The sequence below is a fragment of the Prescottella sp. R16 genome, from assembly GCF_030656875.1.
Classification (GTDB): Bacteria; Actinomycetota; Actinomycetes; order Mycobacteriales; family Mycobacteriaceae; genus Prescottella.
In genome coordinates this window covers 2978694-3003952 of the sequence record NZ_CP130943.1, presented here as the reverse complement: position 1 = coordinate 3003952, position 25259 = coordinate 2978694, and the positions used below count along the sequence as shown (strand labels likewise).

Sequence of the window (25259 nt, the reverse complement as noted above, 5' to 3'; positions counted from 1 at the left end):
CACAGATCCGGTGAAGCCCTGTCCCCGGTGCCGCCGCCGCGGCATCGTCGAACGCACCGCCCCATCCGGGCGGTGCGTTCGCCGCTTTCCGGGGGACGCCGCACCGAGTTCGAGGGGGACACCATGTACGAGACCCACGCCGCCGTCGTCGGCACGGTCATCACCGATCCCGTCAAGCGGGAAACGCTCACCGGTGAGGAGGTGCTGAGCTTCCGCATGGCCAGCAACATCCGCCGCCGCGACCGCGAGTCCGGGGAATGGGTCGACGGCGGCACGCTGTACCTGACCGTCAGCTGCTGGCGCCGGCTCGTCTCGGGCGTCGCCGCATCCCTCATGAAGGGCGATCCGATCATCGCGTACGGCGAACTGCGCACCAACGAGTACGTCACCCGCGACGGCGAAGCACGCAGCGGCCTCGAGATGCGGGCCGCCGCCGTCGGACCCGACCTGTCCCGGTGCAGCGTCAAACTCGACCGCACCGGCCGGGTGCGTCCCGCAGCCGCGTCGGACGAGCAGCCGGCCCCGGAGCCGGGATCGGGTGACGTGACGGACGCCGGGGAACTCGTCGACGCGGAACCCGCGCTCGTCGGCTGACCGGATCCGGTCCATCCCGGTGCGGCGGTCTGACAGAGTGATCCGCATCCGACCCGGACATTCAGAGCACTTGGGAGTTGATATGCGCCGATCACGTTCGAAGGCACTGCACCGCACCACGGCGGTCGGCGCGGCGCTCGCGCTCGCCGTCCTCGCACCGGCCACCGCGTCGGCCGGGGGAGCATCGGACGACGTCACCGCGCCCGGCCACGTCGAGTCGGTTCGGCAACTGCCCACCGAACTCGGGCTGGCCGGCGCGGACCGCCAGTACCGGATCGAGTACACGACGCGGGACGCCGCCGGGCGTCCCGCGTCGAGCACCGGGGCGGTGTTCGTGCCGCCGGGCACCCCGCCGGAGGGCGGCTGGCCGGTGGTGTCGTGGGCACACGGCACCGTCGGCCTGGGCGATTCGTGTGCGCCGTCGAACAATCCGCGGACCGAACGGGACGCGAACTATCTGAACCACTGGCTGTCGCAGGGATACGCGATCGTCGCCACCGACTACATCGGACTCGGCACCCCGGGCGTGCACCCGTATCTCGAGGGCGAGTCCGAGGCGAACGCCGTCGTCGACATGGTCCGGGCCGGCCGCGCGGTCGTCCCGGAGCTGTCGCCGCGCTGGATGGTGATCGGGCAGTCCCAGGGCGGGCACGCGGCCCTCGTCGCCGCCCACAAGGCCACGACGTACGCGCCGGACCTCGACTATCGCGGGGCCGTCACCACCGGCGCCCCGTCCAATCTCGAGCACGGCTTCGTGATCGGTGGACCCTGGATCCCGAACCTCGGACTCGACGGACTCACGTCGTTCACCACCTACATCTTGGCGGGCATGCGCGAAACCATGCCCCAGGTCGACGTCGACAGCTATCTGACGCCGCGCGGCCGGGAACTCGTCGACGCCGCCGAGGTCAACTGCTACGACGTACAGGACGAGGCCGTCTCGGGGGTCTCGGTCGGTGACATCCTCGCCCGACCGCTCGCCGAACCGGAGTTCCGGGACGCGATGACCACCTACCTGGGCGTCCCGCCGAACGGCTACGACCGGCCGCTGTTCGTCGCCCAGGGACTGCTCGACACCGTCGTCCCGGCGCCGTTCTCGTTCAAGCTGGCCGCCGACTTCGCCGTCGCCGGTCTCGATGCCACCTACCGGACGTACCCCACCGGGCACAGCGAGACCATGGCGGCGTCCCTGCCCGACAGCACACCGTTCGTGCAGCGGCAGTTGGGGTGATCTGCCCGATCCCCGTCGACAGCTGAAGGGACCCTTCGTGCGCTCCCGGCGACCGAGGGGTCCCTTCGGTCGAAGGGGCAGGAGCGTAGAACGCGGACGAGGGCCGCTGTTACGGCGCGGTAGGCTGGCACCCGAGTCGTGCATTCTCGCAGCCGGTGAGCTGCACATTTTCCGGTCCAGATGGGAGCCTTTGGGTGGCTGAGTTCATTTACACGATGAAGAAGGTGCGCAAGGCGCATGGTGACAAGGTCATTCTCGACGACGTCACCATGAGCTTCTACCCGGGCGCCAAGATCGGTGTGGTGGGCCCGAACGGCGCCGGCAAGTCGAGCATCCTGAAGATCATGGCCGGTCTGGACCAGCCGTCGAACGGTGAGGCGTTCCTCGATCCCGAGGCGACGGTCGGCATCCTGATGCAGGAGCCGCCGCTCAACGAGGAGAAGACGGTCAAGGAGAACGTCGAGGAGGGTCTCGGCGACATCAAGGTCAAGCTCGACCGGTTCAACGAGATCGCCGAGCTGATGGCGACCGACTACTCGGACGAGCTGATGGAGGAGATGGGCAAACTCCAGGAGGAGCTCGACCACGCCGACGCGTGGGATCTCGACTCGCAGCTCGAACAGGCGATGGACGCGTTGCGCTGCCCTCCGGGCGACGCCCCCGTCACCCATCTGTCCGGTGGTGAGCGCCGCCGCGTGGCGCTGTGCAAGCTGCTGCTGAGCAAGCCCGACCTGCTGCTCCTCGACGAGCCCACCAACCACCTCGACGCCGAGTCGGTGCTGTGGCTCGAGCAGTTCCTCGCGTCGTACCCGGGCGCCGTGCTGGCCGTCACCCACGACCGGTACTTCCTCGACCACGTCGCGCAGTGGATCTGTGAGGTCGACCGCGGCAAGCTGCACCCGTACGAGGGCAACTACTCCACCTACCTGGAGAAGAAGGCCGAGCGGCTCGAGGTCCAGGGCAAGAAGGACCAGAAGCTGCAGAAGCGCCTCAAGGAGGAGCTGGCCTGGGTGCGGTCCGGTGCGAAGGCCCGGCAGACCAAGAACAAGGCCCGCCTCGACCGCTACGAGGAGATGGTCACCGAAGCCGAGAAGCACCGCAAGCTCGACTTCGAGGAGATCCAGATCCCGACGCCGCCGCGTCTCGGCAACGTCGTCGTCGAGGTCGAGCACCTGGACAAGGGTTTCGACGGCCGCGTCCTGATCAAGGACCTGTCGTTCACGCTGCCGCGCAACGGCATCGTCGGTGTCATCGGCCCCAACGGTGTCGGTAAGACCACGCTGTTCAAGACGATCGTCGGACTCGAGGAGCCGGATTCGGGCAACGTCAAGGTGGGCGAGACGGTCAAGCTCAGCTACGTCGACCAGAGCCGCGCCAACATCGACCCGAAGAAGACGGTGTGGGAGGTCGTCTCCGACGGCCTCGACTTCATCGAGGTCGGCCAGAACGAGATGCCGTCCCGCGCGTACGTCAGCGCGTTCGGTTTCAAGGGCCCGGACCAGCAGAAGCGGTCGGAGGTGCTCTCCGGTGGTGAGCGCAACCGCCTCAACCTGGCGCTGACCCTCAAAGAGGGCGGCAACCTGATCCTGCTCGACGAGCCGACCAACGACCTCGACGTCGAAACCCTCAGCTCGCTCGAGAACGCGCTGCAGCAGTTCCCGGGCTGCGCCGTCGTGATCTCCCACGACCGCTGGTTCCTCGACCGCACCTGCACCCACATCCTCGCGTGGGAGGGCAACGTCGAAGAGGGGCAGTGGTTCTGGTTCGAGGGCAACTTCGAGGCGTACGAGGCGAACAAGGTCGAGCGGCTCGGTGTCGATGCTGCACGCCCGCACCGCGTCACGCACCGCAAGCTGACCCGCGACTGACCACCGTGTCCGAAACGAAGGTCTACACGTGCGACGTCCAGATCCGGTGGGGTGACTCCGACCGGCTCGGGCACGTCAACAATGCACGCGTCATCGAATTCATGCAGGAGGGCCGCGCCCTGTTCCTGAAGGAACAGGTGCGGGCCGCCGGCGGGCGCGCCGGGGCGGTCGTCGTCCGCAAGATGGACGCCGAGTTCCTGCGGCCCCTCACCGACGCGTCCGGCCCGGTGCGGGTCGAGGTGTCGGTCGTGCACCTGGGAACGTCGTCGTTCACGATGCGGCACGTCGTCAAGGACGCCGACGGCAACGTGTGCGCGGCCGGGGATGCGCTGCTGGTGGCATTCGACGTCCGCACCGAGAAGTCGCGTCCCCTGACCGACATGGAACGTGAGGTCCTGGGCCGGTACCTGCCGGCCGCCACACTCACGTAACGAACCGTCGTCGCGTAACGGCAGGAAACGGTCGCGACGCCGTCGTCCCGCACGCGATTCGAGGTCACCGCGGTTAGGCTCGCTTCAGAGCCATCCGCGGTGACCTCGACCAGGACGGAGTGTCGCGATGACGGATCCACTCGATGCCGGTCGGCCGGTCGACCTGCCCGCGCAGGTGCGGGCCGAGCTGCCGGTCCTGCGGGCCGCCTACTTCCGGCACACATCGGTCGACGAACCGGACAGTGTGCTGCACGAACGTGCGGACGCGATCTTCCGGGAACACACCCGGCTGGCGGTGCAGCGGCCGGCGGGGGTCGCCGTCACCCGGGTCCACCGTCCCGACGACGGGACGGGGGTCGGTGCCGCCCTGCAGATCGTCACCGACGACATGCCGCTGCTCGTCGAATCGGTGACAGCGCTGCTGGGAAGGTTCGACGCATCGGTCGCCGAGGTGGTGCATCCGATCTTCGGGGTCGACCGCGGACCGGACGGCCTGCTGCACCGGATCGTCCCCGATGCGCCGACACAGGACCGGCAGAACGGGACGACGGCCGAATCGTGGATCCACGTGCAGTTGCATCCGGCCACCGAGGACGCGGTGCTGGATGCCGTCGAGGGGGAGCTGGCCGCGGTCCTGTCCGATGTCGCACAGGTGGTCGGCGACACCGAGACGATGCGCAGTCTGCAGTGTTCCCTCGCGGCCGAGCTGGACCGGCGAGCCGCTGCGCCGCCACCGGACCGGAGTGCCGACGAGATCCGGGACTGCGCGAATCTGCTGCGCTGGCTCGCGGACGGTCACTACACGGTGCTCGGTTACCGGCGGTACGAGTGCGGGAGCGGCTGTCACGCCGTGCCGGTGCCGGGGACGGGTCTCGGTGTGCTCCGCAATGACGGCGCCACCGATCGGAACATCGAAATCCCCTGTGCGGCAGGACTTCCCGAGAAGCCGATCCTCGTACTGACACAGGGATCCGCACCGGCGACGGTCCACCGGTCGGTGTACCCGTACTTCGTGGGGGTGAGCATCCTCGACGACGACGGTGCGATCGTCGGCGAACACAGGTTCCTCGGCGTGTTCACGGTGACCGCGCTGCACGAGAACGTTCTCGACATCCCCGTCATCGAGCGGCGGGTCCGGACGGCGATCGCCCGGGCCGGGTTCGACCTCGACTCGTTCTCGGGGCAGGCGATGCTCGAAGTGGTGCAGTCGTTCCCGCGGACCGAACTGTTCTCGATCGACACCGACGCCCTGGTCGGGACGATGACGGCGGTCCTCAACATCGGTCTGCGCCGGCAGGTGCGGCTGTTCATGCGGGAGGATCCGTTCGGCCGGTTCGTCTCGTGCCTGGTGTACCTGCCGCGGGACCGGTACACCACGGCGGTGCGGTTGCGGATGCAGAAGATCCTACTCGCCGAACTGGGCGGAGGCTCGATCGAGTACACGGTGCGGGTCAGCGAGGGCGATCTGGCGATGCTGCACGTGACGATCCGTCGCGCCCCCGGTGCGCGGGACGCGACGGTCGACACCTCGGAGGCGAACCGGCTGCGGCTCCAGTCGCGTCTCGCGGAGGCCAGTCGCAGCTGGGACGATCGTTTCACCGACGCGGCGGCAACGGGGTCGGTGACCGATCCCACGCTGGCTGCACAGTATGCGGCAGCGTTCCCGGAGGGGTACAAGGAGGATTTCGAGCCGGATCACGCACTCTCCGACATCCGGAAACTGGCTGCACTGCAGGTGGACTCGATCGACCTGAGCCTCTACCACGATCCGGGGGGCATCTCCGGTCGGTGGCGGTTCGCGCTCTACTTCGCGGGCGAGGGGATTTCGCTGTCGCACGTGCTTCCGGTCCTGCACAGTCTCGGTGTCGAGGTCCTCGACGAGCGCCCGTACCGGATCGTCCGGCCGGACGGAATGCACTGTTGGATATACGATTTCGGCTTGTCCGTCCCATCGCGGGTGCTGCGGGACGCTGTCGTCGACCTGCGGAGCGGGGGACCGGACGCCCGGTTGCGGGACCGGTTCACGGCGGCGTTCACGGCGGCCTGGTACGGCCGGTGCGAGGCGGACCGGTTCAACGAGCTGGTGTTGCGCGCGGGGCTGGGCTGGCAGCAGGTGACGGTGCTGCGGGCGTACGTGAAGTATCTGCGGCAGGCCGGGTTCGCGTACAGCCAGGTGCACATCGAGACGGTGCTGCTGGGGCATCCGGAGATCGCGCGGCAGCTCGTCGAACTGTTCGAGGCGCTGTTCGACCCGGACGCCGGTGACGGTGCGGCGCGCCCCGATCCGCGTGGTCTCGAGCAGGCGTTGTCCACCGCGATCGGCGAGGTGGTGAGCCTCGACGTGGACCGGATCCTGCGGGCCCTGTTCGGCCTGGTCCGGGCGACGTTGCGGACCAACCGTTTCGTGCTCGACCGGCACGGGCATCCGCGCGGCTTCCTGTCCCTGAAGTTCGACCCCGGCCGGATCCCGGAGTTGCCGAAGCCGCGGCCGCGGTTCGAGGTGTTCGTGTACTCGCCGGAGGTCGAGGGCGTTCACCTACGGTTCGGGTCGGTCGCCCGCGGCGGGCTGCGCTGGTCGGATCGCCGGGAGGACTTCCGCACCGAGATCCTGGGGCTCGCGAAGGCGCAGGCGGTCAAGAACGCGGTCATCGTCCCGGTCGGTGCGAAGGGCGGATTCGTCGTCAAACAGCCGGTACCGCCCACCGGGGACCCGGTGGTGGATCGGCAGGCGGTACGGGACCAGGGGGTGGCGTGCTACCGCGAGTTCATCTCCGGGCTCCTCGACGTCACCGACAACGTGGATCGGGCGTCCGGCGCGATCGTGCCACCGGATCGGGTGGTGCGCCGCGACGAGGACGACTCGTACCTGGTGGTGGCCGCCGACAAGGGCACCGCGACGTTCTCCGACATCGCCAACGACGTCGCCGCCGGCTACGGGTTCTGGCTGGGGGACGCGTTCGCGTCCGGCGGTTCGGCCGGCTACGACCACAAGGAGATGGGGATCACCGCGCGCGGTGCGTGGGAGAGCGTGAAGGTTCACTTCCGGGAACTCGGAATCGACGTCGCGGCAGACGATTTCACCGTCGCCGGAATCGGTGACATGAGTGGTGACGTGTTCGGCAACGGGATGCTGCTCAGCGAGCACATCCGTCTCGTCGCCGCATTCGACCACCGGCACATCTTCCTCGACCCGACCCCGGACGCGGCCCGTTCGTTCGCGGAACGCCGACGCCTGTTCGCGTTGCCGCGCTCGTCGTGGGCCGACTACGACACGACCCTGATCGGTGACGGCGGCGGCGTGTTCGCTCGGACGGTGAAGTCCGTGCCGATCAGCCCGCAGGTGCGGGCCGCGCTCGGCCTCGGCGACGACGTCACCGAGATGACGCCGCCGGATCTGGTGAAAGCGATCCTCACGGCCCCGGTCGACCTGCTGTGGAACGGTGGTATCGGCACGTACGTCAAGGCCGCGACCGAGACCGATGCGGCGGTCGGCGACAAGAGCAACGACGCGGTACGGGTGTGCGGCGGTGACGTGCGTGCCCGGGTGGTCGGGGAGGGTGGCAATCTCGGGGTCACCCAGCTCGGCCGGATCGAGTACGCCCTGCGCGGCGGCAAGATCAACACCGATGCGATCGACAACTCCGCCGGCGTCGACTGCTCCGACCACGAGGTGAACATCAAGATTCTCCTCGACTCACTGGTGAGCAGCGGTGAACTCGGCGTCGCCGACCGGGACCCGCTGCTCGCCTCCATGACCGGCGACGTCGCCCGAATGGTGCTGGCGGACAATATTTCCCAGAACATCCAGCTGGGTATGTCGCGGTCGAACGCGCCGCAACTGCTCGACGTGCACCGGCGGCTGATCGCGATGCTCGTCGCCGACCACGGACTCGACCGCCGGATCGAGGCACTGCCGACCGAAGCGGAGTTCGCCAAGCGGGCACAGGCCGGGACCGGATTGACGTCACCGGAACTGGCGACCGTGATGGCCCACGTCAAGCTGGCCTTCTCGAAGGATCTGCTGGGCACGGACCTGCCTGACACCGAGGTGTTCGCCGCACGGTTGCCGGACTACTTCCCGCCGCAACTGCGGTCCCGGTTCCGGTCGTCGATCCGCTCGCACCCCCTGCGCCGCGAGATCGTCGCCACGATGCTCGCGAACGAGGCGATCGACAACGGCGGCATCACCTACGCCTACCGGCTCGGCGAGCACACCGGGGCGTCCGGTTCCGATGCGATCCGCGCGTATGCGGCCGTCACCGAGATCTTCGAACTGCCGGCGGTGTGGGAGCGGATCGACAGTGCCGCCATCCCGTCCGACGTCGCGTACACCCTGATGCTGCAGTCGCGACGCGTCCTCGACCGGTCGTCGCGCTGGTTCCTGTCGAACCGGCCGCAGCCGGTCGCGGTGGGCGCGGAGATCAGCCGGTACTCGTCGGAGTTCCGCAAGCTCGCACCGCACGTACCCGGATGGTTGCGCGGGCATAGGTCGACCGAACTGGACTGGCGGACAGCAGCCGTCGTCGAACAGGGGGTGCCGTACGAGTTGGCCCGCGAGGTGTACGGGCTCCTCGACCTGTACAGCCTGCTCGACATCATCGACGTCGCCGACATCTGCGAGCGGGACGGCACGGAGGTCGCGGAACTGTACTTCGCGCTCGACGCGCATCTCGGTATCGACTGGCTGCTCACCGCGGTCTCCGATCTCGAGCGCGGCGACCGCTGGCATTCCCTGGCCCGTCTCGCCCTGCGCGACGACTTGTACGGGTCGCTGCGCTCGCTGACCCTCGAGGTCCTCGCCGGTGGGGAGCCGACCGAAACCTCCCAGGAGAAGATCGACTACTGGGAGTCGACGAACGCGTCGCGGCTCGCGAGAGCGAGGTCCGCGCTCGCGGAGATCTCCGAGTCTGGGACGCTGGACCTCGCGACGCTCTCGGTGGCGGCGCGTCAGGTACGCAGCATGGTGCGGGGTGTGGGCACCAGATCGGAGGTCGGACGGTGACAATGCAGGACGTCGTACACAACGGTGTCGAGGTCGGTGGGCAGGCCGCGGCGGAGCCTGTCGGGTTCCACACCACGGTGGTGGTCCGCTGGTCGGACATGGACGCCTTCCAGCACGTCAACCATGCACGGATGGTGACGTTGCTCGAGGAGGCGCGGATCCCGTGGCTGTTCGAGGACGACGCTCCCACCGTCACACTGCGCGAGGGTGCCGTGATCGCCGACCTGCACGTGCGTTACCGCGGGCAGTTGCGGCACTCGGACAGCCCCCTGGACGTGCTGATGTGGGTCGAGCAGATCCGGGCCGTCGACTTCACGATCGCGTACGAGGTGCGTCCCGCCGGCGCCACGGTGTCGGTGCCGCCGTCGATCGTCGCGTCGACGCAGATCGCGGCGTTCGACATCGGGACGCAGCGGCTGCGGCGTCTCACCGACGCCGAACGCGGCTACCTGGAGCTGTGGAAGCGTGGCTGACCGGGCTCTGACCGTCCCCGACCCGGCCGAACGTACCAACCTGGCGGCGTTCGTCACGCGTGCGCTGCGTCTCGACGAGGCGGCCGTGATCCGGGTGCGCCGACGCGACGACGAGCACGTCACGGTGTGGGCGCCCACCGGGTTCGACGCCCTCGCCACCCGCGTTGCCGCCGGCTCCGTCCGTCCGACGGACCTCACCGCCGCGGGGGACGTGCTGCTGTCCGGGCTCACCGGTGGCACCGCCGACATCGGCGTCGGCTATGCGATGGATTCGGCGTGGCGCGGTGCCCTGCCCCCGGACACGGGGTTCGTCCACGTCGACGACGTACCCGCCCGGGTGCTGTTCGAGCTGGCCCGGCGCGGCGCCGATCTCGCCCAGCAGCACGCCGGTCCGCAGGGGCCGCCGACGTCGCTGCTCGGTCAGAAGGTGCTCGAGGTCTCCGGCGGCGGGGTCGAGGTGACTGTCGAGATGCGGACCGTGTTCGCGCTCTCCGCAATGGGTTTCGTACCCGAGCCGGCCGGGGACACTGCCGACGACACCGAGGTCGTCCGGGTGCGGGCCGCAGCGACATGGCTGCGGCTCGACGCCCGCTACGGTTCGATCTGTGCCCGCCGCGGCGGCGGGCTGCCGCTGTTCACGACGTAGGCGTCAGCGGCCGGGGACGACGGACAGGGTGCCCTGGCAGACGGCGTTCTGCGGGTTGAACCACCACCAGCCGGCACCGGTCTGCACGGTGACGGTCACGTCGACGGTGCCGGTGCCGGTCCAGGTGCGGTTGACGGGGATGCCGGGGGCCTGGTTCCAGGCGGCCTCGTCGCTGATGCTGTGCCCGGACTCGCCGGTGGTGCGGTTGTGCCAGTCGACGAGGACGCGGGTGCCGTACCAGTTGGGGCCGATGCTGGGGATCAGTCCGCCGGGCGGAACCGGGAGTTCGTTGCCGCCGCTGAGCAGCACCGCCGGTTGCAGGGCGTCACCGCCCGGCGGCAGCGATTCGCCCGACGACGCGGTCACCGTCCAGGTGAACGACGGAGCCCAGAACAGTGGGTTCAGGCTCGAGCACGTCATGGTCGTCGAGGTGGGCGGTGCAGGGTCGGCGTGGGCGACGCCGCTGCCGGCGAGGACGGCGGCTGCCGTTCCGGCGGCGGCGATCACGGCTGTGCTCGCTGTGCGTAGCGACCGAGTGCTCATGGGTGCTCCCCTTCGTTTCGGTTCCGCGGCAACGGTGATCAACACGGTACTGGTGTATCCGCGGATGTGCCGGGATCCGTTACAGGCGAGCGGGGCCGACGACGGGGACGAGGAACTGTTCGATCATGGCGCGTTCGTCGTCCTCGTCGACGCCGGGCACGGTGAGCAGGGAGACGATACCGCGCACGAGCCAGCGGGCGCGGCCGGTGGTTTCGGCGTCGACGCCCCCGCCGGGGCCGGCGAGGAAGGTCGCGCCGAGCACCTCGATCATCTCGGACGTGCTCGCCAACTCGGAGGCGAGCGCGGCGTCACCGAGACCGAACCACACGGACAGGGTCGGGTCGGCGCGGACCTCACGGATCGCGGTGAGCACGGCCTCGGTGATCCGTTCGCGGGGGTCGGTGGCGGTGACCGAGCGGGCGACGCGCTCCCCGAGCCGCCGCGCCTCCCGGTGCACGAACGCCAGATGCAGGGCTTTGCGGTTCTCGAAGTAGCGGTACAGCGTCGCCCGGGAACATCCTGCGGCCGAAGCGATGTCGGCCATGCCGGTGGCGGTGACGCCGTGGTCGACGAACAACCGTGCGGCGGCGTCGAGGATTCTCTCGGCGGCAGCCTCGGTTCGTTCGTCGCGGAGCCAGGAGTGAGATGTTGTGGCAGGCATGGCTATCCGGTTCGGAACGGGACGTGCGTGGGGCGTCGCACATAGTTTCCGGCGGCGTATTCGACGCCGTCGATGTCGACGTCGAAGTCCGGGCAGCGGGCGAGGAGTTCCTCGAGCGCGACCCGCGCCTGCATGCGCGCGGCGGCGGCGCCGAGACAGTGATGGTTGCCGCTGCTGAACGTCATGATCATCTTGGGGTTGCGGAGGACGTCGAGTTCTCCGGCGTCGTCGCCGAACACCAGCGGATCCCGGTTCGCGGACCCGTACACCAGCAGGGTCTTGCGGCCTGCGGGGATGGTGACGCCGTCGATGTCGACGTCGCGGGTGGTGGTGCGGGCCAGGCCCTGAACGGGCGAGGTGAGTCGCAGCAACTCCTCGACCGCGCCCGGGATCAGCGTCGGATCGTCGAGCAGGATCTGCCGTTGATCGCGGTGCTGTGTCAGCAGTTGCACTGCGCCGCCGAGCATTCCGGTGGTGGTGTCGTTGCCGCCGGTGACCATGGTGAACGCAAATCCGAGGATCGACAGAAGGCCGGAGACGTCCCCGTCGGCACCGATGCCTGCGGCGACGAGATGCGAGATGGTGTCGTCGCCCGTCGCGCCCTCGGTGCGGCGGCGTTCGATGAGGCCGCCGAAGTACGTCATCAGCTCGATGACGGCGTTCTGTGCCTCGAGTGGATCACCGGTGGCGTTGGCGGCGACGATCGCGTCGGTCCAGCCGTCGAACTGCCCACGGTCCTCGGCCGGCACCCCGAGGTAGTGGGCGACGACCATGGACGGCAACGGTTTGAACAGTTCGGTGACGATGTCGCCGTCTCCGGCCGACCGCAACCCCTCGATGCGGTCGATCACGAAGCGGCGGACCTCCGGTTCGACGGCCTCCACCTGTCGTGGGGTGAACCCGCGGGCGACGAGACGCCGGAACTGGGTGTGTGCCGGCGGGTCGAGCATCACGAGCGGCGGATTGTCGCGCAGCCCGATCTTGTCGAGCTCGCCGTACGACATGGTCAGTCCCTCGGCCGACGAGAACGTGCCCGCGTCACGGGCTGCCTCGTACACGTCGGCGTGCCGGGTGAGGACCCAGAAGTCCTCCTGCGGAGCAGATTCCGGCACCACGTGATGCACGGGATCGTGTTCGCGCAGCGCCGCATACATCGGCCACGGATCCCGCCACGACGCACCGGAACGCGGAACGTAGGCCACCTTGTCGGACATCATCGAGGTCATGACTCAACGGTGAGACACATTGAGAGTTTTGTCAATGGTGTGACGAGGGGAAGGTCAGTAAGTCTGCTCGGTCACCGCATCGCAGTGGATCCGGCCGGCGGCGCGGACGAGGAGCGGATCGGCGTCGATGCTGGTGGCGCTGCCGGTGACCTCGAACGAGACCGAGGTGCCGTCGGGACTCGGGGTGATCGTCGCGTCGTCGGTCCCGGAACCGGTGAGCCGGAAGAACCGCCCCTGCGGGTCCGAGAACTGGACCATTACGTGGGACGACGACGATCCGTCGGTGTTGTCGGTGTCGTTGTCGGCGTTCGGGATGTAGACGGAGACGTCGAAATCGTGGCCGGGTCGTTCTCCGCCCGCGTCGTACTCGGTGAAATCACTGGTGCGGGCATCGAAGGCGCGGTAGCCGTATCCGTGGTCGGATGAATGTCGCGTGCAGTCGACGGTGCCGGCGGTGGGGAGGGTGACGCGCTCGGGCCAGGCTCCGACGACGCGGAGCCACGTGCCGGTCTCCGACGAGTCGACCGATGATTCCGGCTCCGGTGCGACGGACCGTTCCGCAGTGCTGCATCCGCTCACGGCCGCCGAGACGAGCATTCCTGTCACGGCAATTTTGTACAAATCGTTTCCACCCCACATGCAATGCACCCTATTTCGGGTGATGTGAGTGCGCGGGGTGGGTCGCCGGCGAGTCATGCAGTTGTCCGGCGGTGGCCTCCGATCTTGTTGACCCAGTTGCGTGTTCGCGTATCTTCGACGATCCAGCACGGGATGATCGGTAGGAGGACGAGGGCGATGCAGGCGCGGGTCCAGTCGCCGGCGATCGCGCCGCCGACAACGGTGATCATTCCGAACGCCACGTACGCCCCGGCGACGAACGAGGCGGGCTCCCGATGCGCGGCGCGCAGCGACTGCACGAGGGCAATCACCGTTGCGACGATGCACAGGGCGAGGCCGCCGGCGGGCCATCCGGTCGCGTCGGCCAGATACCGTCCGACCGCGACCGCGCACGCGGCCGCGAGCACCACCGCGGCAATCCGGTTGAACCACATACGCTGTTGGTACCCGGTCGCGGCGGCCGCGGCAAGACGAGGAGGGCAGCGGTGCCGAGCAGGTGGCGGAGAGTCGCGTCGAACTACGAGAGATGGGCGCCGTTCGTCTCGCTCGCAGCGTTCCTGGCATTCGGATTCCTTTTCGTCACCGACCTTGCGGAGGACGGTTCGGTCTGGAACTGGGTCAAGGTCGGCCTGTGGGTGTTCGTCATGGTGATGACGATCCGGCAGTGCAGCACCGTGATTCGACGCCGTCCGGCCCCGTCGTCGCCTCCGGCCGTCGACCCGGCCTCGATACCGGCCGCCGACGTCCGGGACGCTGTCGCGTCCACCACGGGCCGGATCCCGGCGATCAAGGCGCTCCGCGAACGCCACCCCGGCCTCGGTCTCAAAGCAGCGGTCGACCTGGTCGACGCGGCAGACCCCGGCCGGGACACCTGACCCTCACACCCGTGCCAGTAGATCCTCGGCGAGCCGTGCCACGGTTTCGGTCGCGCACAGCCGGTTGTCGCCCACCCCGCCGGACGCACCCCGCTTCGCCCACCCCACCACGTACAGCCCGTCCACCGGATCGTCGCTGCCCGAGCGCAGGACCCGGCCGCGTTCGTGTGGGACGGCACCACGATCGTCCAGCGGGACACCGTCGATCCGTTCGGTCGTGAACCCGGTGGCGCACACCACCGAATTCGTGTGGAACACCCGCCCGGCCGACGTGGTGACCGTGACGGTGTCGGTGCCGGACACCGCGAGATCGGCCACTTCCTGCCCGAACGACAACACGACCCGCAGCGGGCCGTCGACCCGCAGTTCGTCGTGGACCCCGGTGAGCGGCAGATGCGACAACGAACGCACCAACGGCCCCTCCGTACCGGGAATCGGCACTACGCCCGCGGCATCGACCACCACGTCGACGCCTCCGATTCCGAGCAGCTCGTCCAGCGCCGACAACGTGACCGCGGCCCGCTCCGGACCCGATCGGGACAACACCGTCACCTCACGGATCGCGTTGCCCGTGAACCGGTTCCGGGTCCGCACGATCCAGCGGACGACATCGAACGCCACATTGCCCGCACCGATCACCACACACGACGGCCCCGCCGGTGCGGGCGGCCGCAACCCCGCATTCTCGGCGACCAGAACGTCGATCGCCTGAAGAATTCCGGTGTCGGAGACGGCTCCGACCCGCCGCGGCACCGACGCCCCGCACGCCAGGATCACCGCGTCGTGTCGTGCCCGGAGTTCGTCGACCGACACGTCCACCCCGACCTGTGTCCGGGACACGAGCGTCACCCGGTCGTCCCGGAACGGCACGTCGAACAACCGGATCATGTCCCGCACCCCGACATGGTCACGGGACACCCCTCGGCGCAGCAGACCCCCGACGGCGTCGTCCCGCTCGTAGACGGTCACCCGGATCGACGACGACCGCCGCAGCAACTCGCGCACCGTGTACATCGCGGCCGCACCCGCCCCCACGACAGCGACCGACAACCGGCCGGCCGGAGCGGTCAGCGGCAGATCGACGACGGTCCGCGGCCGGGTCCGCGGTGACGGCATCCCGACGAAAAAGTCCCGGTTCCGGTCGAGGTGGCCGAGTTCCGTCGCGGTCAGCGCGTAATCGGGTTTGATCGCCGACGCCGGACAGGCCTCCACACATGCGGTGCAGTCGATGCATGAGTTCGGATCGATGTGGAGGGTGTCGGCCTCCGCGAAACCGTCCTCGCCCGGCGCGGGATGGATGCAGTTCTGCGGGCACACCCGCACGCACGAGGCGTCCTTGCAGCACTGGCCCAGGATCACGTGGGTCACGGGGACTCCTCAGAGAAGATTGGACTTCCGGTAGACCCAGCGGGCCGCGGGCGTGAGCAGGCCCTCCCGGCTCAGGAACTCGACGAACGGTGCTGCGGACTTCCGGAACATCATCCGATGGTGCTCGTTGCCGTCGATGTTCGCCTTCACCACGTTCCAGTCGAGACCGAGACTCTCGTACGTCCTCCGGTTGATGAGACTCTTCGCGATCACGTGCATCCCCAGCGCGATGAGCAGAGTGCTCGCACCGCGCCGCACCCGGGACAGGCCACGTAGCCGATCCCGGATCTTGCGGCGCGCGAACGCCATGTGCCGGGACTCCTCGACCACATGGATGTATGCGGCCCGGCGGACGGGCGCGGCGACGTCCACGTCGTTCGACCAGTCCCGCTGCATGACGTCGAAGATCTCCTCGCCGGCCAGGATGATCCCGTACGCGGCCTCGCCGGAGAAGAAATGACGGAACAGCCAGCCGAAGAGATCGAGCGCACGGTCCCGCCGCGGGAACTGCGCCCCGATCGCCTCGATCGCCTCGACGAACATCAACGAATGCATGTTCTCGTCGGCGCACTCGTTGAACAGGAACTTCACGTCCGGCCGCGCCGGATCCGCCGGATGGATCGACCGCAGCACCGCAACCTGCAGGCCCACCTCCAGCCAGATCCCCACACCGAGCACGTTCGCCACCTCGGCGCGGGTCAGCCGCACCCGATCGGCGTCGGACATGCTCTCCCACAACGGGGTGCCGTACAGGGGAGACCACTCGGGGGACATGCCGTGCCGATACTCGTCGCCGGGTTCGGCCTGCGGGATCAGGGGGTTGCGCGCATCGAAGGACAGGCGCTTCGCGGAATCGAGAAGCGCCCCGAACAGCGCATCGCTCTCGTACATGCACGGAAGGTACATGCGTCGGAGGTGGCGTGCACGGTAAGCAGAAACAGACCGGGCGTCACGCCAGCCAGGCCGCCGAATCCGCCGGCAGCAGGCCGTCCACCAGCGGGATGCTGGAGAGCAGGATCCGGCCCGGTGGGAGCGCGATCGGGGCGTCCGAGGCGTTGAGGACACAGATCAACCCGCCGCCGCGGCGGAACGCGCAACAGCCGGGAGGGCTTCCGTACCACGCGATCTCGTCACCCGACCATTCCGGACGATTCCGGCGCAACTCCAGGGCGGCGCGATACAACGACAACGTCGATCCGACGTCCTCGAGTTGCGCCTCCACCGTCGTCTCCGCCCACTCCGCCGGCATCGGCAGCCACGTGTCCGGCGTCGTCGAGAACCCGAACGGCGGTGCCGCACCCTCCCACGGCAACGGCACCCGGCAGCCGTCCCGGCCGCGTTCGGTGCGTCCCGACCGCCGCCAGATCGGGTCCTGCAGCACCTCGTCGGGCAGCTCCACGTTCGGCAACCCCAGCTCGGCGCCGTTGTAGACGAACGTCGCACCCGGCAACGCCAACTCCACCAACGCCATCGCGCGCGCCCGGGCGAGACCACGGGCCCCACCGCCGTACCGGGTCACCTCCCGCTCCACGTCGTGATTCGACAACGTCCACGTCGGAGTGCCGCCCACCCGGCCCACCGCGTCGAGAGAATTCTCGATCGCCGACCGCACCGCATCCGCATCGAACGGCGTCTCCGCGAGCCGGAAATTGAACCCCAGATGCAACTCGTCCGGCCGGATGTACCGCCCGAACCGCTCGTTGTCCCGCACCCAGATCTCGCCGACCGCCACCGTCTGCGGGAACTCGTCGAGCACCCGGCGGATCCCACGATGGATCTCGTGGACCCGCGGATTGTCGAACCGGGGATCCCCGACGTCACCGGAATCGCGGGAACCCGCCGACCAGTCGTGGTCGGGCAGGCCGTCCGGCTTCGCCATCCCGTGTGCGACATCGATCCGGAAACCGTCGACGCCCCGCTGCAGCCAGAACCGCAGCGTCCGTTCCAGATCCGTGCCGACGTCCGGATGGCTCCAGTTCAGATCCGGCTGCTCGGGCGCGAAGATGTGCAGATACCACTGCCCGAGTGTCCCGTCCGGCTCGACGACCCGCGTCCACGCCGGCCCCCCGAACACACTCGGCCAGTTGTTCGGCGGCTCGGAACCGTCCGGTCCGCGGCCGTCCCGGAAGAAATAGCGGTCCCGCGCCGGACTGCCGGGGCCGCCCACCAGCGCGGCATCGAACCACGGATGCCGATCGCTGGTGTGGTTCGGCACCAGATCCATCGTGACCCGGATTCCGCGGGCGTGTGCCTCGGCGATCAGCTCGTCCATCACCGCGAGATCCCCGAACAGCGGATCGACGTCCCGCGGATCGGACACGTCGTAGCCGTGATCGGCCATCGGCGACCGCATCACCGGGCCCAGCCACACCGCATCGATCCCGAGCAGTTCCAGATAGCCGAGCCGGTCGATCACGCCCTCGAGATCGCCGACGCCGTCACCGTCCGCGTCGCAGAACGAGCGCGGATAGATCTGGTAGAAGACTGCGTCCGTCCACCATGCGCGAGCACCGGGAGTGGTCACACTCCTCATAGTGCCGCATCCGCGCCCGCTCGGGGCCGGGTCAGACCGGCGAATTCACCAGCGACGCCGCTGCCATGTCCATGTACTCGGTCAGGGTCTTGCGATGTGCCGCATCCAACGTCTGCTCGTCGATCGACGCGATCGCCGTGTGCATGCAGCGCAGCCACGCGTCCCGCTCGAGCGGGCCGATCTTGAACGGCACGTGCCGCATCCGCAACCGCGGATGCCCGCGCTCGTCCGAGTACGTCCGCGGCCCACCCCAGTACTGCTCGAGGAACATCCGCATCCGGCGCTCCGCCGGCCCCAGATCCTCCTCCGGATACAGCGGTCGGACGATCTCGTCCTTCGCGACCTCCTCGTAGAAACGCGCGACCAGTTTGTGGAACGTCTCGGCTCCACCGACCGCCTCGTAGAACGTCGTCTCCGTCACACCAGCTCCAATCTGTGCCCGTTGCCGCCCGTTAACCCGGTGTCGGGCATTTTTTCGCCGAAATGCGAGTGCGTGCCCCGATTATCCGTGATCCACTGGGTGCAGTCTTCGCGGAGGTGTCGATGGCGCAGAGAAACGGCAACCGGCGCGCGCTGCAGGTGATACCCGAACCTGAGCGCACGACGCCGGCCCCCACGGCGTGGGGTAAACGCCGCGTTCTGCTGCTCAACGCCACCTTCGAACCCCTCACCGCACTGCCCGCCCGGCGCGCCGTCGTGCTCATGGTGTGCGACAAGGCCGACGCCGTCCACGAGGACCCGAACGGCCCCGTCGTCCACTCCGAGGGCTGGTCCGTGCAACTCCCGTCCGTCATCCGACTCCGCAACTACGTCCGCGTCCCGTACCGGACCCGCGTGCCGATGACCCGGACCGCTCTCATGCTCCGCGACAACTCCCGGTGCGGCTACTGCGGCGGCAAGGCCGAGACCATCGACCACGTCGTCCCGCGCAGTCGGGGAGGTGCGCACGGCTGGGAGAACTGCGTCGCCTGTTGCGCGTCCTGCAACCACCGCAAAGCGGATAAACTGCTCGTCGAGCTGGGGTGGACGCTGCGCACCGCCCTCGTCCCGCCGACCGGCCCGCACTGGCGTCTGCTCGCCACCGTCACCGAGGTGCATCCGACGTGGCTGCAGTATCTCGGGGAAGGCGCGGCGTGATACGGCCCCGACGCTTCCAATTCGGCAGGACTGGGCTACGGTTCGAGGCGTGAGCATTCTCGAGACAGTGCTGATTTACGTAGGCATCCCCGCCCTCGTGATCGCGGTCCTCGGCCTCCTGTCCTTGCCGGTCAGGCGGTCGCCGAACCCGTTGCCGGCGGAGTACCGCCTCGGCGAGCGGTGGACGCACGGCCCGATCCTGTGGAGCGCGACCGACGAGGTGACGACGCACGATCACCACGCGGCACACGCTGTGGCGGGTGCAGATCTGATCGGAGGTTCCGCAAGTGGCAAGTGGTGACGTTCTCCAGCCCGTGGTCCCGGCGGCAGATCTGCCGTCCGGCACGGTCGTGACGATGTCGGGCCGCATCTCGGCGACGCACAGGGTCGGCGAACCGGTCGATCTGCCGCCGTTCAGCACGGACGAGCTGGTCGCCCTCGACAATGCCCTCACCGACGCGACCCGCCTGACCAAGGTGCGGTTCAACGTGTTCGTCGGCGACCTGGGCGCGGACCCGGCCGCCGGCGTGGACGCGGTGTTCCCGAACACCCCGGAGGCCGAGCGGTCGGTGCTGATCGCGGTGTCCCCGAACCAGCGCGTCATCGAGGTCCGCGGTGGCCGCAAGGTGCAGAACCGGGTGACCGACCGCGTCGCGCAGCTCGGTGTCACGGCCGCGTTGGCCTCGTTCTCCGAGGGCAACCTCATCGACGGTCTCGTGTCCGCGCTGAACGTCATGAGCAACGCGATCGCCCCGAAGTAGGCCTTCCGCTCAGTGCTTCTCTCCGGTGACCCGGTGCCGTACGGCACCGGGTCACCGGCATGTCGGGGGCCGGTCAGCTCGCGTCGAACGCGCGGGCCTTCAGCGACCGGACGATGCCGGCCCGGCCCTCCACGACGAGACGCCGCAACGCCGGCGGACGCTCACCGGACAGGAACTCGTCGGCGGCGGCCACCGACTGCTCGCTGATCGACCACGACGGGTACAACCCCACGACGACCGTCTGCGCCACCTCGCTCGAACGGCGCTCCCACACCCCGGGGATCTCCGCGAAATACCGTGCGACATACGGTGCGAGCAGTGTGTCCTGGCCCGGACCGGCGAAGCCGCCGATGATCGCGCGGGCCGTGATGTTCGGGACGGTGTCGTCGTCGACGACGGTCGTCCACGCCCGCTCCTTCACCGCCGTCTGCGGGCGCGCCGCCGCCGCGGCCGCCGCGTGCCGTGCCCCCGCCGCGGTCGGATCGCGGCGCGCCTCGGCGTCGATGAACGGCGTCTCCGGGCCGTCCGCGTCGACCGCGCCGGCCGCGGCCAGCGCGTGCACGAGCCGCCAGCGCAGATCGGTGTCGACGGCCAGCCCGGACAGGCCCAGCCTGGCGGGGTCGGCGTCGAGCAGTTCCTGCAGTACCTCGGTGTGCCACGCCGACAGCTGTGATCCGGCCAGAGCATTGACGAACGCCAACTGGTGGTCCGAACCGGCCTCGGACTCCCGGGCCAGCTCGAGCAGGCGGTCCGCGAATGCCGGCCAGCCGAATGCGTCCGCCCAGCCGGGCTCCGCGTACGCCGCGAGCGCGGTGTGTGCCTGCATCAGCAGCCGCTGCACCACACCGACCTCCGTCTCGGCGCCGATACCGCGCTGCACCAGGCCGACGAAGTCGCGGGCCCGCATCTCGGCCTGACGCGTCATCTCCCACGCCGCCGACCACGCCAGGGTGCGGGGGAGCGGTTCGGAGATGTCACCGATCCGGCCGATCAGGGTGTCGAGCGAATCCTGGTCCAGGCGCACCGAGCAGTACGTCAGATCATCGTCGTTGACCAGGATCAGCTTGCCGCGCGGCACCCCCACCAACTCGGGAACATCGGTGCTCGCACCCTCGACGTCCAGTTCGACCCGGTGCGTACGAACGAGTTTGCCGGTGACCGGATCGTCGTCGTAGACGCCGATCGCGAGCCGGTGCACGCGGGTCTCGCCGGCCCCCGGCTCGGCACCCTCCTGCAGGACCGCGAACGACGTGAACGTGCCGTCGGCGTCGATCCGGAAATCCGGGCGCAGAATGTTCAGGCCCGTCGTCTTGAGCCACTGCGCGCCCCAGCCGGACAGGTCGCGGCCCGACGCCTTCTCCAGTGCCCGCAGCAGATCGTCGAATGTTGCGTTGCCGTAAGCGTGCTCGGCGAAGTAGTCGCGCAGGCCCGCCATGAACGGCTCCTGGCCCACATACGCCACCAGCTGCTTGAGGACCGACGCCCCCTTCGCGTACGTGATGCCGTCGAAGTTCACCTCCACCGCCGCCAGATCCGGGATGTCCGCGGCGATCGGATGCGTCGACGGCAACTGGTCCTGCCGGTACGCCCACGACTTCTCGACGTTCGCAAACGTCGTCCACGCGTTGGTGTACTCGGTGGCCTCCGTCTGGCACAGCACCGAGGCGAACGTCGCGAACGACTCGTTGAGCCACAGGTCGTCCCACCAGCGCATCGTGACGAGATCGCCGAACCACATGTGCGCCATCTCGTGCAGCAGGGTCTCGGCGCGCCGCTCGTACGAGTAGCGGGTCACCTTGGACCGGAACACGTAGTCCTCGAGGAACGTGACCGCGCCCGCGTTCTCCATCGCGCCCGCATTGAACTCCGGCACGAACAACTGGTCGTACTTGCCGAACGCATACGGGATCCCGAAATTACGGTGGTAGAAGCCGAAGCCCTGCTTGGTCTCGGTGAACAGACGCTCGGCGTCCATGTACTCGGCGAGCGACCCACGGCAGTAGATGCCCAGCGGGATCGTGCCGTGTTCGTCGGTGTAACTGTCGGTCCACACCGCGTACGGCCCGGCGATCAGCGCCACCAGATACGTGCTCATCCGAGGCGTTGTCGCGAACACGTGCACACCGGCGTCCTCGGACACCGTCGCACCGTTCGAGATCACCTTCCACGCGGCGGGCGCCGTGACACGAATATCGAACGTGGCCTTGAGATCCGGCTGATCGAAGCACGCGAACATGCGTTTGGCGTCCGCGGTCTCGAACTGCGAGTACAGGTACACCGCATCGTCGGTGGGGTCCATGAACCGGTGCAGACCCTCACCGGTGTTCGTGTACAGGCAGTCGGCGTCGACGACCAGCTCGTTGCCCGCAGCCAGCCCGTCGAGCACGATGCCGGTGGCCTCGTCGTAGCCGGACACGTCCACGGCGTTGCCGTTGAGCGTCACCGAGTGGATCCGGTCGGCGATCAGGTCGACGAACGTCGACGCTCCCGGTGTCGCCGAGAACGTGACCGTGGTGCGGGACCGGAACGTCCGCTCACCCGGGCGGCCGGTGCCGTCGGTGAGATCGAGGTCGACGGAATAATTGTCGACCGACACCAGCGCGGACCGCTCGGCGGCCTGGTCACGGGTCAGATTCGGTGGGGCCACGAAGATCTCCTCATCACGGATGGACACGAACGACGATGACGAATCACGTCGACACCCATCCCATCACGTGACGTCAGGGCAGGAGGCCGGAGAGGGCCACACCCGGATCGGCGAGACGGCCCGGATCGACCGCGGCATCGGAGGCGACGAGCGCCTTGATGTCGTCGCCGGCATCCCAGACGTTCACGTTCATCCCGGCCAGCACCCGATTGCCGGAATCGAGCCAGAACGCCAGGAATTCGCGTTTCCCGACATCGCCGCGAGTGACGACGGACGCATACTCCGGCGCCCAACCCACGTACTCCATGCCCAGGTCGTACTGGTCGGTGAAGAAGTACGGCAGCCGCGTGTACTCCTCCGGATGCCCCACCAGCGTGGCCGCCGCGACCGCCGGCTGGTTCAGGGCATTCGCCCAGTGCTCCACCCGAACCCGCGCACCCAGCAGCGGATGCTGCTGTGCCGCGATGTCACCCACCGCGACGATGTCCGGGTCGCTCGTCGTGAGGTTCCCGTTCACCAGCACCCCGCCGTCGCCCACGGCCAGCCCCGCGGCCTCGGCGATCTCGATGTTCGCCTGCGCACCCACCGCCACCAGCACCGCGTCGGCGGGCAGCACCGTGCCGTCGCCGAGCCGGACCCCGGTCGCCCGCCCGTCCGCCGTGGTGATCTCCTCGACCTTCGCCCCGAACCGCAGATCGACGCCGTGCTGCCGGTGCAGATCCGCGAACACCGCCCCCATCTCCCGGCCGAGCGACGCCAGCAGCGGCAGTTCGGCGGCCTCGACGACCGCCACCTCCACGGCGCGGCCCCGCGCACCGGCCGCGATCTCGAGCCCGATCCAGCCGGCGCCCACGATCACCAACCGGGAGCCGGGCGTCAATGCGGCGATGAGCGCGTCGGATTCGTCGACGGTGCGCAGATAGTGCACCCTGTCGGCGTCACCGCCGGGGATCGGTGGACGCCGGGACCGCGACCCCGTCGCGAGCGCCAGCTTGTCGTAGCCGAGCGTCGAACCGTCCGGCAGCACCACCTGTTTCGCGTCCCGGTCGATCGCCGTGACGGTGGTGCCGAGCCGCACGTCGACGTGCTGGTCGCGATACCAGTCGCCCGGGCGGACGGTGAAGTCCGCCAGGGCCTTCGTGCCCGCGACGTGTTCCTTGGACAGGGGCGGACGCTCGTACGGAAGATGCTCCTCAGCACACAGCAATACGATGTTTCCGTCGAAGTCTCTGTCCCTCAAGGACTCCGCCACCTTGGCTCCGGCGAGTCCACCGCCGACGACGACGAAGGTGCGATGTGCGGGATCGTGGGAAGTCACGTGAATGCTCCGTTCCAGTGCGGTTACCGGATCTGCCCTCTCGCGGTTCTCCTCCGACACTAACCGCGGCCCGGCGTGCTCGGGAAGCAAACGCGCGCCCACGTGGTTCCCTTGAACGGGCGGGCCGTGACCCGCCGCGCACGAGATACCGGACGAGGGAGACACACGTGACCGACACGACCGCCACCACGAAGGACACCGTCGATTTCTGGTTCGACCCACTGTGCCCGTGGTGCTGGATCACCTCCCGCTGGATCCTCGAGGCCGCGACCGTTCGAGACCTGGAAGCCAACTTCCACGTCATGAGCCTTGCCGTCCTCAACGAGGGCCGCGACCTGTCCGACGACTACCGCGAGAAGCTGACCCACGCGTGGGGCCCGGTCCGGGTACTGATCGCGGCGGCGCAACAGCACGGCGACGAGATCCTGCTGCCGCTGTACACGGCGATGGGAACCCGCATCCACAACGAGAACAACAAGGACCTGCCCGCCGTGACCGCCGCAGCACTCGCCGAGGTCGGGCTGCCCGCGGACCTGGCCGCGGCCGCCGACACCGACGAGTACGACGCCGCCCTGCGCGCCAGCCACCACGCCGGCATGGACAAGGTCGGCGACGACGTCGGTACCCCCACCATCCACGTCAACGGCACCGCGTTCTTCGGGCCGGTCCTGTCCCGTATCCCGCGCGGCGAGGACGCCGGACGGGTGTGGGACGGTGCGGTGGCACTCGCGTCGTACCCGCACTTCTTCGAACTCAAGCGCAGCCGCACCGAGGATCCCGCGTTCGACTGAGCTTCCTCGAGGTCCCGCGTCGCCGGCGTGGTGGCGCCTGTCAGAATTGACGCCATGCGCGTATACCTGGGTGCCGACCACGCCGGCTTCGAACGCAAGAACCAGATCATCGAACACCTCACCGCGAACGGCCACGAGGCCGTCGACTGCGGTGCACACGAGTACGACGCCCTCGACGACTACCCGGCCTTCTGCATCGAGGCGGCCCGCCGCGTCGTCGCCGACCCGGGCAGCCTCGGCCTGGTCCTCGGCGGCAGCGGCAACGGCGAGCAGATCGCCGCGAACAAGGTGCCCGGCGCCCGCTGCGCCCTCGCGTGGAGCGTCGAGACCGCGCAGCTGGCCCGCCAGCACAACAACGCACAGCTGATCGGCATCGGCGGCCGCATGCACAGCCTCGAGGAGACCCTCGCGATCGTCGACGCCTTCCTGGCGACCCCGTGGTCGGAGGAGGAGCGGCACCAGCGTCGCATCGACATCCTCGCCGAGTACGAGAAGACCGGTGTCGCCCCGGCCGTTCCGGGCGGCGAGAAGTAACG

The 25259-nt window shown here is 68.8% G+C and carries 24 protein-coding genes; 13 read left to right on the top strand and 11 right to left on the bottom strand.

Annotation, left to right across the window (positions count from 1 at the left end):
• Positions 1 to 123 precede the first annotated feature (123 nt).
• The 7 genes from Q5696_RS14075 (at position 124) to Q5696_RS14045 (ending at position 10245) form a co-directional block, all read left to right on the top strand.
• Entirely contained in the window at positions 124 to 594 is a 471-nt protein-coding gene (locus Q5696_RS14075) for a single-stranded DNA-binding protein (RefSeq protein ID WP_305095295.1), read from the top strand.
• 82 nt (positions 595 to 676) lie between these two features.
• Positions 677 to 1825 (top strand): lipase family protein, encoded by a 1149-nt coding sequence (locus Q5696_RS14070; protein WP_305091948.1) that lies wholly within the window; start codon positions 677 to 679, stop codon positions 1823 to 1825.
• A 194-nt stretch (positions 1826 to 2019) separates the two neighbouring features.
• Entirely contained in the window at positions 2020 to 3693 is a 1674-nt protein-coding gene (gene ettA, locus Q5696_RS14065; RefSeq protein WP_305091947.1) for an energy-dependent translational throttle protein EttA, read from the top strand.
• A 5-nt stretch (positions 3694 to 3698) separates the two neighbouring features.
• Positions 3699 to 4124: an acyl-CoA thioesterase gene (locus Q5696_RS14060; RefSeq protein WP_305091946.1), complete on the top strand. Its 426-nt coding sequence runs from the start codon at positions 3699 to 3701 to the stop codon at positions 4122 to 4124.
• A gap of 127 nt (positions 4125 to 4251) precedes the next feature.
• Positions 4252 to 9126, top strand: coding sequence for an NAD-glutamate dehydrogenase (locus tag Q5696_RS14055; RefSeq protein ID WP_305091945.1), 4875 nt, complete (start codon positions 4252 to 4254; stop codon positions 9124 to 9126).
• A 2-nt stretch (positions 9127 to 9128) separates the two neighbouring features.
• Positions 9129 to 9599, top strand: a complete 471-nt coding sequence (locus Q5696_RS14050) for an acyl-CoA thioesterase (RefSeq protein ID WP_305095294.1) — start codon at positions 9129 to 9131, stop codon at positions 9597 to 9599.
• Positions 9592 to 10245, top strand: a complete 654-nt coding sequence (locus Q5696_RS14045) for a DUF8185 domain-containing protein (protein ID WP_305091944.1) — start codon at positions 9592 to 9594, stop codon at positions 10243 to 10245. The genes Q5696_RS14050 and Q5696_RS14045 overlap by 8 nt, the downstream gene beginning before the upstream one ends.
• A 3-nt stretch (positions 10246 to 10248) precedes the next feature.
• On the opposite strand, the gene Q5696_RS14040 is transcribed toward Q5696_RS14045, so the two are convergent.
• The 5 genes from Q5696_RS14040 to Q5696_RS14020 all read right to left on the bottom strand — a co-directional run bounded on the left by Q5696_RS14040 (position 10249) and on the right by Q5696_RS14020 (position 13727).
• Complete coding sequence (locus tag Q5696_RS14040) at positions 10249 to 10788, bottom strand: hypothetical protein (protein WP_305091943.1); 540 nt, start codon at positions 10786 to 10788, stop codon at positions 10249 to 10251.
• A 79-nt stretch (positions 10789 to 10867) separates the two neighbouring features.
• Complete coding sequence (locus Q5696_RS14035) at positions 10868 to 11449, bottom strand: TetR/AcrR family transcriptional regulator (protein ID WP_305091942.1); 582 nt, start codon at positions 11447 to 11449, stop codon at positions 10868 to 10870.
• Between the two features lie 2 nt (positions 11450 to 11451).
• Positions 11452 to 12663: a cytochrome P450 gene (locus Q5696_RS14030; RefSeq protein ID WP_370654934.1), complete on the bottom strand. Its 1212-nt coding sequence runs from the start codon at positions 12661 to 12663 to the stop codon at positions 11452 to 11454.
• A gap of 66 nt (positions 12664 to 12729) precedes the next feature.
• Positions 12730 to 13281, bottom strand: a complete 552-nt coding sequence (locus Q5696_RS14025) for a hypothetical protein (RefSeq protein ID WP_305091940.1) — start codon at positions 13279 to 13281, stop codon at positions 12730 to 12732.
• Positions 13282 to 13367: 86 nt separating this feature from the next.
• Positions 13368 to 13727 (bottom strand): hypothetical protein, encoded by a 360-nt coding sequence (locus Q5696_RS14020; RefSeq protein ID WP_305091939.1) that lies wholly within the window; start codon positions 13725 to 13727, stop codon positions 13368 to 13370.
• A gap of 51 nt (positions 13728 to 13778) precedes the next feature.
• On the opposite strand from Q5696_RS14020, the gene Q5696_RS14015 reads away from it, so the two are divergent.
• A complete protein-coding gene (locus tag Q5696_RS14015) occupies positions 13779 to 14168 on the top strand; it encodes a hypothetical protein (protein WP_305091938.1) in 390 nt (129 codons plus the stop codon).
• A 3-nt stretch (positions 14169 to 14171) separates the two neighbouring features.
• On the opposite strand, the gene Q5696_RS14010 is transcribed toward Q5696_RS14015, so the two are convergent.
• The 4 genes from Q5696_RS14010 to Q5696_RS13995 are packed head-to-tail and all read right to left on the bottom strand — an operon-like array spanning position 14172 to position 18490.
• On the bottom strand, positions 14172 to 15536 hold the full coding sequence (locus Q5696_RS14010; protein WP_305091937.1) for a 4Fe-4S binding protein: 1365 nt from the start codon (positions 15534 to 15536) through the stop codon (positions 14172 to 14174).
• A 9-nt stretch (positions 15537 to 15545) separates the two neighbouring features.
• Positions 15546 to 16427, bottom strand: a complete 882-nt coding sequence (locus tag Q5696_RS14005) for an AurF N-oxygenase family protein (RefSeq protein WP_305091936.1) — start codon at positions 16425 to 16427, stop codon at positions 15546 to 15548.
• A gap of 58 nt (positions 16428 to 16485) precedes the next feature.
• On the bottom strand, positions 16486 to 18069 hold the full coding sequence (locus Q5696_RS14000; protein ID WP_305091935.1) for a glycoside hydrolase family 13 protein: 1584 nt from the start codon (positions 18067 to 18069) through the stop codon (positions 16486 to 16488).
• 31 nt (positions 18070 to 18100) lie between these two features.
• Positions 18101 to 18490 (bottom strand): globin, encoded by a 390-nt coding sequence (locus tag Q5696_RS13995; protein ID WP_305091934.1) that lies wholly within the window; start codon positions 18488 to 18490, stop codon positions 18101 to 18103.
• A gap of 122 nt (positions 18491 to 18612) precedes the next feature.
• Between Q5696_RS13995 and Q5696_RS13990 the strand changes: the two genes are divergently transcribed.
• Genes Q5696_RS13990 through Q5696_RS13980 form a run of 3 tightly spaced genes read left to right on the top strand, consistent with a single transcriptional unit; the run spans position 18613 to position 19967 of the window.
• The gene (locus Q5696_RS13990) at positions 18613 to 19206 is read left to right on the top strand and encodes an HNH endonuclease (protein WP_305091933.1); all 594 of its coding nucleotides are present in this window, start codon (positions 18613 to 18615) and stop codon (positions 19204 to 19206) included.
• Between the two features lie 49 nt (positions 19207 to 19255).
• Positions 19256 to 19507 carry an aa3-type cytochrome oxidase subunit CtaJ gene (gene ctaJ / locus Q5696_RS13985; RefSeq protein ID WP_305091932.1) on the top strand — a complete coding sequence of 84 codons (252 nt, stop codon included), beginning with the start codon at positions 19256 to 19258 and terminating at the stop codon, positions 19505 to 19507.
• Positions 19494 to 19967 carry a DUF5130 domain-containing protein gene (locus Q5696_RS13980; protein WP_305091931.1) on the top strand — a complete coding sequence of 158 codons (474 nt, stop codon included), beginning with the start codon at positions 19494 to 19496 and terminating at the stop codon, positions 19965 to 19967. The genes ctaJ and Q5696_RS13980 overlap by 14 nt, the downstream gene beginning before the upstream one ends.
• Positions 19968 to 20040: 73 nt before the next feature.
• Here Q5696_RS13980 and pepN read toward each other — a convergent pair whose 3' ends face one another.
• Positions 20041 to 22614, bottom strand: a complete 2574-nt coding sequence (gene pepN, locus Q5696_RS13975; protein ID WP_305091930.1) for an aminopeptidase N — start codon at positions 22612 to 22614, stop codon at positions 20041 to 20043.
• Between the two features lie 73 nt (positions 22615 to 22687).
• A complete protein-coding gene (locus Q5696_RS13970; protein WP_305091929.1) occupies positions 22688 to 23932 on the bottom strand; it encodes an NAD(P)/FAD-dependent oxidoreductase in 1245 nt (414 codons plus the stop codon).
• Positions 23933 to 24099: 167 nt separating this feature from the next.
• On the opposite strand from Q5696_RS13970, the gene Q5696_RS13965 reads away from it, so the two are divergent.
• Positions 24100 to 24723, top strand: a complete 624-nt coding sequence (locus tag Q5696_RS13965) for a mycothiol-dependent nitroreductase Rv2466c family protein (RefSeq protein WP_305091928.1) — start codon at positions 24100 to 24102, stop codon at positions 24721 to 24723.
• A 54-nt stretch (positions 24724 to 24777) separates the two neighbouring features.
• Positions 24778 to 25257, top strand: a complete 480-nt coding sequence (locus Q5696_RS13960; RefSeq protein ID WP_305091927.1) for a ribose-5-phosphate isomerase — start codon at positions 24778 to 24780, stop codon at positions 25255 to 25257.
• Positions 25258 to 25259: the final 2 nt, after the last annotated feature.

Coding starts and splice junctions, on each gene's coding strand:
- Q5696_RS14030 (WP_370654934.1), bottom strand. CDS start 12,663: ATGTCCGACAAGGTGGCCTACGTTCCGCGTTCCGGTGCGTCGTGGCGG.
- Q5696_RS14055 (WP_305091945.1), top strand. CDS start 4,252: ATGACGGATCCACTCGATGCCGGTCGGCCGGTCGACCTGCCCGCGCAG.
- Q5696_RS14005 (WP_305091936.1), bottom strand. CDS start 16,427: ATGTACGAGAGCGATGCGCTGTTCGGGGCGCTTCTCGATTCCGCGAAG.
- Q5696_RS14075 (WP_305095295.1), top strand. CDS start 124: ATGTACGAGACCCACGCCGCCGTCGTCGGCACGGTCATCACCGATCCC.
- Q5696_RS14040 (WP_305091943.1), bottom strand. CDS start 10,788: ATGAGCACTCGGTCGCTACGCACAGCGAGCACAGCCGTGATCGCCGCC.
- Q5696_RS14035 (WP_305091942.1), bottom strand. CDS start 11,449: ATGCCTGCCACAACATCTCACTCCTGGCTCCGCGACGAACGAACCGAG.
- Q5696_RS14050 (WP_305095294.1), top strand. CDS start 9,129: ATGCAGGACGTCGTACACAACGGTGTCGAGGTCGGTGGGCAGGCCGCG.
- Q5696_RS13990 (WP_305091933.1), top strand. CDS start 18,613: ATGGCGCAGAGAAACGGCAACCGGCGCGCGCTGCAGGTGATACCCGAA.
- Q5696_RS14070 (WP_305091948.1), top strand. CDS start 677: ATGCGCCGATCACGTTCGAAGGCACTGCACCGCACCACGGCGGTCGGC.
- Q5696_RS14020 (WP_305091939.1), bottom strand. CDS start 13,727: ATGTGGTTCAACCGGATTGCCGCGGTGGTGCTCGCGGCCGCGTGCGCG.
- Q5696_RS13960 (WP_305091927.1), top strand. CDS start 24,778: ATGCGCGTATACCTGGGTGCCGACCACGCCGGCTTCGAACGCAAGAAC.
- Q5696_RS14000 (WP_305091935.1), bottom strand. CDS start 18,069: ATGAGGAGTGTGACCACTCCCGGTGCTCGCGCATGGTGGACGGACGCA.